This is a genomic window from Streptomyces ossamyceticus, assembly GCF_001418475.1.
Taxonomy (GTDB): Bacteria; Actinomycetota; Actinomycetes; order Streptomycetales; family Streptomycetaceae; genus Streptomyces; species Streptomyces ossamyceticus.
The window spans coordinates 1-10,584 of sequence record NZ_LIQX01000292.1 but is presented as its reverse complement, the minus strand read 5'-3'; the positions used below and the strand labels follow the sequence as shown (position 1 = coordinate 10,584).

Annotated in this window: 7 protein-coding genes and 1 pseudogene; all 8 read left to right on the top strand. The window is 72.8% G+C overall.

The window, feature by feature from the left end:
• Positions 1 to 1,217 (top strand): annotated as a pseudogene (locus tag AOK15_RS22080) (phytoene desaturase family protein); the annotation flags it as partial.
• Positions 1,218 to 1,340: 123 nt separating this feature from the next.
• On the top strand, positions 1,341 to 3,890 hold the full coding sequence (locus tag AOK15_RS22075) for a PAS domain S-box protein (protein WP_157870336.1): 2,550 nt from the start codon (positions 1,341 to 1,343) through the stop codon (positions 3,888 to 3,890).
• 142 nt (positions 3,891 to 4,032) lie between these two features.
• Positions 4,033 to 4,968 carry a LysR family transcriptional regulator gene (locus AOK15_RS22070; RefSeq protein WP_157870335.1) on the top strand — a complete coding sequence of 312 codons (936 nt, stop codon included), beginning with the start codon at positions 4,033 to 4,035 and terminating at the stop codon, positions 4,966 to 4,968.
• Between the two features lie 114 nt (positions 4,969 to 5,082).
• Positions 5,083 to 6,222 carry an epoxide hydrolase family protein gene (locus AOK15_RS22065; protein WP_107099476.1) on the top strand — a complete coding sequence of 380 codons (1,140 nt, stop codon included), beginning with the start codon at positions 5,083 to 5,085 and terminating at the stop codon, positions 6,220 to 6,222.
• A gap of 62 nt (positions 6,223 to 6,284) precedes the next feature.
• Positions 6,285 to 7,022: a flavodoxin family protein gene (locus AOK15_RS22060; RefSeq protein WP_055519558.1), complete on the top strand. Its 738-nt coding sequence runs from the start codon at positions 6,285 to 6,287 to the stop codon at positions 7,020 to 7,022.
• A 150-nt stretch (positions 7,023 to 7,172) separates the two neighbouring features.
• Positions 7,173 to 8,489, top strand: coding sequence for an NAD(P)/FAD-dependent oxidoreductase (locus tag AOK15_RS22055; RefSeq protein ID WP_055519555.1), 1,317 nt, complete (start codon positions 7,173 to 7,175; stop codon positions 8,487 to 8,489).
• On the top strand, positions 8,486 to 9,238 hold the full coding sequence (locus tag AOK15_RS22050) for a DUF1365 domain-containing protein (RefSeq protein WP_107099475.1): 753 nt from the start codon (positions 8,486 to 8,488) through the stop codon (positions 9,236 to 9,238). The genes AOK15_RS22055 and AOK15_RS22050 overlap by 4 nt, the downstream gene beginning before the upstream one ends.
• Complete coding sequence (locus AOK15_RS22045; protein WP_055519553.1) at positions 9,235 to 10,506, top strand: class I SAM-dependent methyltransferase; 1,272 nt, start codon at positions 9,235 to 9,237, stop codon at positions 10,504 to 10,506. Before AOK15_RS22050 ends, AOK15_RS22045 begins: the two co-directional genes overlap by 4 nt.
• Positions 10,507 to 10,584: the final 78 nt, after the last annotated feature.

Below are 10,584 nucleotides of genomic sequence, written 5' to 3'. Positions count from 1 at the left end.
CTGCTGGTCGGCGGCGGCGAGCACCGCACCAGGGAGGCGTTCGCACGACTGACCGGTTCGGGACGCGAGTACGAGTCCTGGCAGCGCTTCTACGGCATGACCGGCCGTGTCGCCGAACGGGTCTTCCCGACCCTCACCGAGCCGCTGCCCACCAGGGACGAGCTGCGGGCCCGCATCGACGACGAGGACGCCTGGCGCGCCCTCTTCGAGGAGCCGATCGGCGTCGTCCTCACGACGCCCTGATCGGCACCTTCGCGGACGCCCACGACCCCACCCTCAGGCAGAACCGCTGCTTCCTCTACCACGTGATCGGCGGCGGCACGGGCGCCTGGGACGTCCCCGTCGGCGGCATGGGCGCCCTCACGGACGCACTCGCCGCCACCGCCCGCGCGGCCGGAGCGGTGCTCGCCACCGGCCACGAGGTACGGAACATCGCGACCGACGGCCGGTCCGCCGAGATCACCTACCGGACACCGGACGGCGAAGGCACCGTCGCCGCCCGGCACGTCCTGGTCAACGCCTCACCCCAGGAGCTCGCGACGCTGACCGGCGACACGCCGCCGGCACCCGCCGAGGGCGCACAGCTCAAGGTGAACATGCTGCTCAAGCGCCTCCCGAGGCTCCGGGACGGATCCGTCGACCCGCGCGAGGCGTTCTCCGGCACCTTCCACATCGCCGAGGGCTACGACCAGCTCGCGGCCTCCTACGCGCAGGCCGCCGCGGGCCGGCTCCCCGAGGCACCGCCCTCCGAGATCTACTGCCACTCCCTCACCGACCCGACGATCCTCGGCCCGGACCTGGTCGAGCAGGGCTACCAGACGCTCACCCTGTTCGGGCTGCACACCCCCGCGGGGCTGTTCGAGGCCGACAACGACGCCGTACGCGAGGAACTCCTGAAGTCGACCCTCGCCCAGCTCGACGCCCATCTCGCCGAGCCCCTCGGCGACTGCCTCGCCACCGACGCCGAGGGCCGCCCCTGCATCGAGGCCAGGACCCCCCTCGACCTGGAACGCGACCTCGGCCTGCCCGGCGGCAACATCTTCCACCGCGCCCTCGCCTGGCCCCACACCCAGGAGGACACCGGACGCTGGGGCGTGGAGACCCGCCACCCGAACGTGCTCCTGTGCGGTGCGGGCGCCGTACGCGGCGGCGGGGTCAGCGGAGTGCCGGGCCACAACGCGGCGATGGCCGTACTGGAGGCTCTCGGTCTTTCCTGACCCGTGCGTGACCTCCGCTCTCGATCGCGCATTCCGCCCGGGCGGGCGACGCTGTAGGTACCTTTCCTTCCGCACCTGAGCCGAGTGTGCGGATACGGCTTCGTCCACAGAGTCGAGAACGCGGTGACGGGAGAACATCGGGCGTCCGAGCCGCCCGGCGCGGGTGGGGCGACACAGGCCGGGGGCCTGCCGTTCCACGCCTCGATCCTGGCAGGCGCCCGGACGGCTGCCCAGGTCGCCGCCCTGGTGGCCGCTGTGTTGGGAGGGCTGAGCCTGGCCGGGTGGATCCTCGACGCCGACGGGCTGAAGCGCATCCTGCCCGGTGCCGGGACCTCCATGAAGGCGAACACCGCCGTGGCCATCCTTGCCCTCGGCATCTCGCTGTTCCTGGTCGCTCGCCGACCGGTCGGTACCGGCGTGACGGGGCGGGGTGCGACGGGCCCGCCCTCCGGGGGGACGGCGGGGCTCTCGCGGGCCGCCCTGATCGCCGCCCGCGCCACCGCGTCCCTGGCCCTTCTCATCGGCGGCCTCACCGTCCTGGAATACCTCACCGGGGCGGGGCTCGGCATCGACGAACTCCTCTTCGAGGACGACACCGCGGAGGCGGCGACGGGGAAAGCCGGCCTGATGTCTCCGAACACGTCCGCGGCCCTGGTGCTCGGGGGCGCCGCCTCCCTCTCCGCGAGCACCTCCAGGGCGCCCGCCTGGACCAGTCAGGTCCCCGGCTTGGCCATCCTGGCCCTCGGCATGCTGCGGCTGTACGGGGCCGTCTACGCGGTGCCCGAGCTGGAGCGGTTCGGCGCCTACACGGGCATGGCCCTGCACACCGCGATCGCCCTGATGCTGCTGGGCACCGCCGCGTTCCTGGCCCGGCCGGACGAGGACCTCGCGGGACTGCTGATGAACGCGGGCACCACCGGAGCCCTCGGGCGACGACTGTTCGCCACCGTCCTCGTCGTACCGCCCCTGCTCGGCTGGGCCGTCCTCGCGGGTGAGGACGAGGGCCTCTTCAGCGCGCGACTGGGCACCGCCCTCCTCGTGGCCGGCCACGTGGCCGTCTTCGCCGCGGTCGTCCTCGCGGCCTCGGCGGGCGGCCGCCGCATCGAGGAAGCCCATGCCCGTGCCGAATGGCAGGTACGGCAGAACGAACTGCTCCAGGCCTTCATGGACCACACGCCGGCGGTGGTGTTCATCAAGGATCTGGAGGGCCGCTTCCTGGCCGTCAACACGACGTTCGAGGCGAGTACGGGCCTGTCCCGCGACCAGGTGATGGGCCTGCGGGACGAGGACGTGCTGCCGCCCGGCCTCGCACGTCAGGCCCGCGCCGCCGACCTCGCCATGCTCGCCGGCGGCGTACCCGTACAGCGCGAGGAGCTGGTCAGGCTGCCGGATGGCGAGCGGGACGTCCTCAGCTCGCTGTTCCCGCTGAACGACGCGAACGGCAAGCCCTACGCCGTGTGCGGGGTGATCACCGACATCACCGAACGCGTCGCGGCCCAGCGCGAGGTACAGCGGGCCCGGCGGCGCTTCCTCTCGCTCCTGGAATCCGCGCCCGACGCCACCCTCATCCTGGACGGCGACGGCACCATCGTCATGGCCAACGCCCAGGTGGAACGCTTGTTCGGCCTCGTGCCCGGTGACCTCGTCGGCCACGACGTCGTCCGGCTCGTGCCCCCCGACCGGCGCCGACGGCACAGCGCCCTGCTGAACGCCTACCTGCGCCTGCGCGACCCCCGGCCGACCGTCGTGGACCGGGACCTGTACGGGCGGCACCCCGACGGCTCCGAGTTCCCCGTCGAGGTGAGCGTCAGCAGACTCCAGGCCGAACAGGAGACCCTGGTCGTCCTCACCGTGCGGGACATCACCGAGCGCAGAATGGCGGAGGCCGCCCGCGCCGAGCGCTACGAGCAGCACCGGCACATCGCCTACACCCTCCAGCACAGCCTCATGGGGGACCCGCCCCGCCTGCCGCATCTGCCCAGCGCGCACCGCTATCTGGCCTCCGTCCAGGACCCCGGGGTCGGCGGGGACTGGTTCGACGTCATCCCCCTCGGCGAACGCCGCACCGGTGTCATCGTCGGCGACGTGATGGGCCGGGGCCTGGAGGCGGCGGCCGTCATGGGGCAGCTGCGCGCCGCCTCCCACGCGCTGGCCCGCACCGGCGCCACGCCCAGCATGCTCATGACCGCCCTCGACGCCTTCGTCAGCGACCTCGCCGACCAACTCGTCACCTGCGTCTACCTGGTCATGGACCAGGACGCGGACGCGGTCACCCTGTGCTCGGCCGGGCATCTGCCCGTCGTCGCCCTGCCCCCGGACGGGGCCGCCCGCCGGCTGCGGACCCCGGTCGGAGTGCCGCTCGGCGTCAACGACCTGGGCGGCGGAGTGCCGTTCGAGGAGGCCACCCAGCCGCTGCCGCCCGGCAGCACCCTCGTGCTCTACACCGACGGACTCGTGGAGAGACCGGGCACCGACATCGAGGTCCAGATCGACGTCCTCACCCACACCCTCGACCTGGCGCTGAAGGGCGCCCCCGCGGACCCGGAACTCCTCGACCGGGCCGCGGACCGGCTGATCACCACCCTCCTCCCGGACCCGGCCGCCCATGACGACGACGTGACGCTGCTGATGATCCGCGTGCCGGGCCCGGAGGGGGAGGACGCCTGCGGCTGACCGCGCGGAGGAACGAGGCTCGGCGCGGGCGGGGCTCGGTACGGCTGTTCACACGGGGGCCCCGCAGCGGTCGCGACGCCGTCTGTACGACCGTTCGGCGGAACTGGTCCCTCCGTCGAACGTTCCCGCTAGCGTGCTCGGGATGCTGGAGATGCGGGAGATCGAGGCGTTTCTGGCCGTGGCCGAGGAACTGCACTTCGGGCGGGCAGCCGACCGTCTGCGGCTGTCCACGTCACGGGTCAGCAACCTGGTGCGGACGGTGGAACGGCGGGCCGGGGCGCGCCTGTTCGAACGCAGCAGCAGGGTGGTGCGGCTGACCCCGCAGGGCGCCCAGCTCTACGCGGGGCTGCGGGCCGCGTACATCCAGATCGAGCGCACCCTGGAGGACGTCCGCCGCACCGGGTCCCTCGGCGGGGGCGTACTGCGCGCCGGGTTCTCCACCACGCTGCCCGAGAAGCTGCGCGCGGAACTCATCGACGCGTTCGAGCGCCGTTACCCGGACTGCCGGGTCGTCGCCTCCGGCATGCCCACCACCGATCTCTTCCGCTGGCTCGGCAAGGAGTGGCCGGTCGACGTCTTCGTCACCTGGATGCCCACCGACTCCGCCCCCGTCGAGCCCCCGCTGCACATCGGGCAGGTCATCCACCGGGTGTCCCGCGCCGTCATGCTCGGCGCCGGACACCCCCTCGCGGGGCGGGACACGATCGACGTCGAGGAGCTCGCGGAGCGCGGCTGCCCCGTCATCTACCCCGAGCTGCCGCTGTGGTTCGGGGAGCTGTGGGCCCCGGCCACCACCCCCGGCGGGAGCCAGGTGCCGCTGCGGCGACTGCCGGCGAGCTATGTGGAGGACGTGCTGCGGCTGGTCGCCGAGGGGACGCTGGCCCATCTGACCTTCGCGTCGCTGCTGGACGCGTACGACCGGCCCGGTGTGGTCGTCGCCCCGCTCACCGGGCTGCCGCCGATGCCGGTGCGCGCGGTGTGGGCGGCGGGCCCGCAGGAGCAGCTGGCCGAGGCCTTCGCCGACTGCGCGGCGGACCACGCGGCGGACGTGGGCTGGCTGACCGAGCCGGTGCGCTGACCAAGCCGGTGCCGCACGACCCCTCCCCGGCCGTCCGCGATCGTTGCGTCTCACAGAACGACCGTGCTGCTTTTCGGCGTTGATGCAGGTCAGACGCTGCACGAAGCTGTACTCATGACGGAGATCAAGCGGTTCCAGATGGACATCCCGCAGGCCGAGCTGGACGACCTCCAGGAGCGCCTCGCCCGCACCCGCTGGGCCGAGGAGCTCCCCACCGACCCGGCCGCCGTCCAGACCGGCCCGGTACCCCCGGGCTGGGAGCGCGGCGTACCGGTCTCGTACGTCAGGGATCTCGTCGAGCGCTGGCGCACCACGTACGACTGGCGCGAGCACGAGGCCCGGCTCAACGCCCACCCGCACTTCACCACCGAGATCGACGGCCAGACCATTCACTTCGTGCACGTCCGCTCGCCCCACGAGGACGCCACCCCGCTGCTCCTCACCCACGGCTGGCCCAACACCTTCGTGGAGTACATGGGCCTCGTCGACGAGCTCACCAACCCCGCGGACCCGGCCGACGCCTTCCATGTCGTCATCCCCGACATGCCCGGCTTCGGTTTCTCGGGACCCACCCGTGAGGCCGGCTGGAACCGCCACCGGATCGCCGCTGCCTGGGCCGAGCTGATGCGCCGCCTCGGCTACGAGCGCTACGGGGTGCACGGCAACGACGCGGGCGCGTTCGTCGCCCCCGAGCAGGCCCGGCAGAACCCGGACAACGTCATCGGCGTGCACGTCAACCAGATCTTCTCCTTCCCCGACGGCACCCCGGGCGAGTTCGAGGGCCTGACCGAGGAGGAGGTGGGGCTGCTGCAGTTCCTCCAGTCGTTCAACACCGAGATGTCGGCGTACGCCGAACTCCAGGCCACCAAGCCGCAGAACCTGGCCCACGCGCTCGCCGACTCGCCGGCCGGCCAGCTCGCCTGGATCGGCCAGCTGCTGGGCACCGCCGTGGACCCCGACACCGTGCTGACCATCGCCACGATCTACTGGCTGACCAACACCAGCGCCTCCTCCGCCCGGCTGTACTGGGAGGACCGCCACACCGAGCACCCCGCGGAGCCGACCACCGCGCCGACGGGCCTGGCGAGCTTCGCCCACGACTTCCGCCCGGTGCGCAAGTTCGCCGAGCGCGACCACAAGAACATCGTCTCCTGGTCGCGGTTCGACCGCGGCAGCCACTGGGCGGCCCACGACGCCCCCGACCTGCTCGTCACCGACCTGCGCACCTTCTTCGGTCCGCTGCGCCAGGGCTGAGGTGACGCACGGGCGGTGCGTCGGAGTGCGACAAAACGGATGGTGCGCGAGACGCTGACCCCATGACAGCTCCTTCGGCGTCCGCCGCTGACCAGCCCTACCGTTTCGACGACCTGACCGCTCTGTTCATCAACTGCACGCTGAAGCCGTCCCCGCAGCTCAGCCACACCCAGGGCCTCATCGACAAGAGCGCGGCCATCATGATGTCGCGCGGGGTCACCACCTCCGAGGTCCGCGCCGTCGACCACGACATTGCGCCCGGTGTCTACCCGGACATGACCGAGCACGGTTTCGCGACGGACGAGTGGCCGGCCCTGTACGAGCAGGTGAAGGCCGCGGACATCCTGGTCGTCGCCGGGCCGATCTGGCTCGGCGACAACAGCTCGGTGACCAAGAAGGTGATCGAGCGCCTGTACGCCTGCTCCAGCGAGCTCAACGAGCAGGGGCAGTACGCGTACTACGGCCGCGTCGGCGGCTGCCTGATCACCGGCAACGAGGACGGCGTGAAGCACTGCGCCATGAACGTCCTCTACAGCCTCCAGCACCTCGGCTACACGATCCCGCCCCAGGCCGACGCCGGCTGGATCGGCGCGGCCGGCCCCGGACCGTCGTACCTGGACCCGGGCTCGGGCGGACCGGAGAACGACTTCACCAACCGCAACACCGCGTTCATGACCTGGAACCTCATGCACATGGCAGCCCTGCTGAAGCGCGCCGGAGGTATGCCGGCCCACGGCAACCAGCGCACCCAGTGGGACGCGGGCTGCCGCCCGGGTGCGGAGAATCCCGAGCACCGCTGACCCCTTCGTCGCAGGTCACAAGGGTCCCGGTCGCCCACGCGGCCCGTCCGTCCCCCCGCGCGTCACAAGATTCACGGCTTTGCCAATCCACCGCCCGACCTGCTCCGGATTACGCGAGAACCGGAGCACGCAGGGTGGGAGGAAGAGGCGATGGATCCGCGGGACAGAGGGAAGGCTCCGCACGACTCGGAGCGCACGGCACGGTACGGACGGCACACGGCCGTGGTGGGCGCCGGGGTGGCCGGCCTGACGGCCGCGTACCTCCTGGGGCGGACCGGTCACGTCACCCTGTACGAGGCCGACGACCGGCTCGGCGGGCACGCGCACACGCACGAGCTGACCTCGGCGCACGACGGACGCGTGCACCGTGTCGACTCCGGGTTCATCGTGCACAACCGGCGCACCTATCCGCGGCTGCTGCGGCTCTTCGACGAACTCGGCGTCGCCACACAGGAGTCGGACATGAGCATGTCGGTCCGGTGCGAGGGGTGCGGACTGGAGTACGCCGGCGCCCGGGGCCCCGCCGGGCTGTTCGCCCGGCCCGGCAACCTGCTGCGCGGCCGCTATCTGCGGCTCCTGGCGGAGGTGCCCGTCTTCCACCGGGCGGCCCGGCGACTGCTCGCCCGGGGCGGTGATCCGCCGCTCACCCTGGGGGAGTTCCTGGACCGGGAGGGCTTCTCCTCCTACTTCCGCACCCACTTCATGACGCCGGTCGTCTCCGCCGTCTGGTCCTGCGACGCCGCCACCGCCCAGCGCTACCCGGCCGCCTACCTGTTCCGCTTCCTGGAACACCACGGACTGCTGTCGGTGGGCGGCTCACCGGTGTGGCGCACGGTCACCGGTGGATCGCGCGAGTACGTCGACCGCGTCGCCAAGCACATCGACGAGGTCCGCACCGGCACACCCGTCCGAGCCGTACGACGCCACGCCGACGGCGCCGCGGTGACGGCCGCCGACGGCACCACCGCGTCGTACGACGCCGTCGTGATCGCGGTCCACCCGGACCAGGCGCTGCGGATGCTGGCCGACCCGACCGAGGCGGAGCGGGAGGTGCTGGGCGCGTTCCGCTACTCCCGCAACACCACCCTCCTGCACACCGACCCCCGGCTGCTGCCGCGGTCCCGGGGCGCCCGCGCCTCGTGGAACCATCTGCTGCCGTCCTGCGACGCGGGCGCCGACCGGGTACGGGTCAGCTACGACATGAACCGGCTGCAACGCCTGGACGCCGCCGAGACGTTCGTGGTCACCCTGGGCGGCGAGGACCGCGTCGACCCCGGCCGGGTCCTGGCTCGCATGGTCTACGAACACCCCGTCTACACCCCCGAGTCGGTGGCGGCCCAACGACGGCTGCCGGAACTCGGCAGTCCCGTCTGCGCCTTCGCCGGCGCCTACCACGGCTGGGGATTCCACGAGGACGGCTGCCGCTCGGGCGTCGAGGCCGCCGCGGCCCTGGGAGCGCGCTGGTGAACGCCGTACCGGACACCCCCGCCCTCTACTCCTGCGTGATCGCCCACGTACGGACCACGCCCCGGCGCTACGCGCTGCGGCACCGCACCTACCTGTGGCTCCTCGACCCCGACCGGCCGCCCCGACTGCCCCGCCTCCTGCGCCCGTTGGCCCGGTTCGACCCGCGGGACCACTTCACCGGCGACCAGCCCTCGATCCGGGCCGGCCTCGACGCGTTCCTCGCCGAGCGGGGCGTGCGTCTCGACGGCGGACGGGTGCTGATGCTCACCCACGCGCGCGTGCTCGGGTACGTGTTCAACCCGCTCACCCTGTTCTGGTGCCACGGACCCGACGGCGAACTGCGCTGCGTCGTCGCGGAGGTCCACAACACCTACGGCGGACGCCACTGCTACCTCCTGCCCGCCGGCGGCACCGGCACGTCCGGCGGGCCCTACCGCGCCGACAAGGAGTTCTACGTCTCGCCGTTCCTCCCGGTGGACGGCCGCTACCGCATGCGGCTGCCGTCGCCCGGCACGCGACTCGACCTGACCGTCCACCTGGACCGCGAGGAGGGCCGCACCCTCACCGCGACCGTCCGGGGCACCCGGCGCGAGGCGAGCGCGCGGACCCTGCTGCGGCTGGCGGCGCGCCACCCCTGGTCCACCCTCGCCGTGTCGGCCGCCATCCGGGCCCACGGCATACGCCTCTACCTGCGGGGACTGCCCGTCCACCCGCGCCCCGACCACCGCATCCCGGAGAACGCCGCATGACCACAGCAGAACCCCGTGTCGTCCCCGGCGGCCCGACCGCCCCGGCCGATCCCGAGCGCTGGCCCGACGTCGCCGCCGTCCCCGCCTCCTCGCCGCTGCGCACCGCCGTGACCTCGGCCCTCGTCCGGCGGGCCTTGCGCGACCTGCCGCTGCGGGCCCGGCTCGCCGACCACGGCACCGTCGGCCTCGGCGGGCCGCTGCTGGACGTGCACGACCCGGCCGCCTTCCACGCCCGCGTGGGCACCGCCGGCCTCGTCGGGTTCGGCGAGTCGTACATGGCCGGCGAGTGGGACGCCCCCGACCTGGTCGGCGCCCTCACCGTGCTCGCCGCCCACGCCGCCGAACTGATCCCGGCGCCGCTGCAACGCCTGCGCGGCCTGTGGACGCCGCGCCAGCCGCACGAGGAGCGCAACACGCCCGAGGGGTCCCGCACCAACATCAGCCGCCACTACGACCTGTCCAACGACCTGTTCGCCCTCTTCCTCGACGACACCCTCACCTACTCCTCCGCCGTCTTCCGCGGCTTCCCCGCCCACTGGGACCGGCTCGCCGCCGCCCAGCACCGCAAGATCGACCGCCTCCTGGACCTGGCCGAGGTCGGGGAGGGCACCCGGCTGCTGGAGATCGGCACCGGCTGGGGCGAACTCGCCCTGCGGGCCGCCGCCCGCGGCGCCCACGTCACCTCCCTCACCCTCTCCCGGGAACAGCGCGACCTGGCCCGCGAACGCATCCGCGCCGCGGGACTCGACCAGCGGGTCTCCGTCGAACTGTGCGACTACCGCGAGGCACGGGGGGAGTACGACGCCGTCGTCAGCGTCGAGATGATCGAGGCGGTCGGCGCCGAGTTCTGGCCGGTGTACTTCCGCGCCCTCGACGAGCGGCTCGCCCCCGGCGGCCGGGTGGCGCTCCAGGCCATCACCATGCCGCACGACCGGATGCTCGCCACCCGCGACACCTTCACCTGGATCCACAAATACGTCTTCCCCGGCGGACGCATCCCCTCCACCCGCGCGATCGAGGACACCGCCCGCGACCACACCCGGCTGCGCCTCGCGCGGCGCGACGCGTTCGGCGCCCACTACGCCGAGACGCTGCGCCTGTGGCGGGAGCGGTTCACCGAGCGTGCCGACGACGTCGAGGCGCTCGGCTTCGACGAGACCTTCCGCAGGCTGTGGACCTTCTACCTGGCCTACTCCGAGGCCGGGTTCCGGGCCGGCTACCTCGACGTGCACCACTACCTGTTCGACAAGGAGGGCCCCACCCGATGACCACCACCGCCCCCACCAGCACGACCCGTTCCGGCGCCGCCCACCTGCTCACCGCCCTCGCCGAGGGCGCCCTCGGCG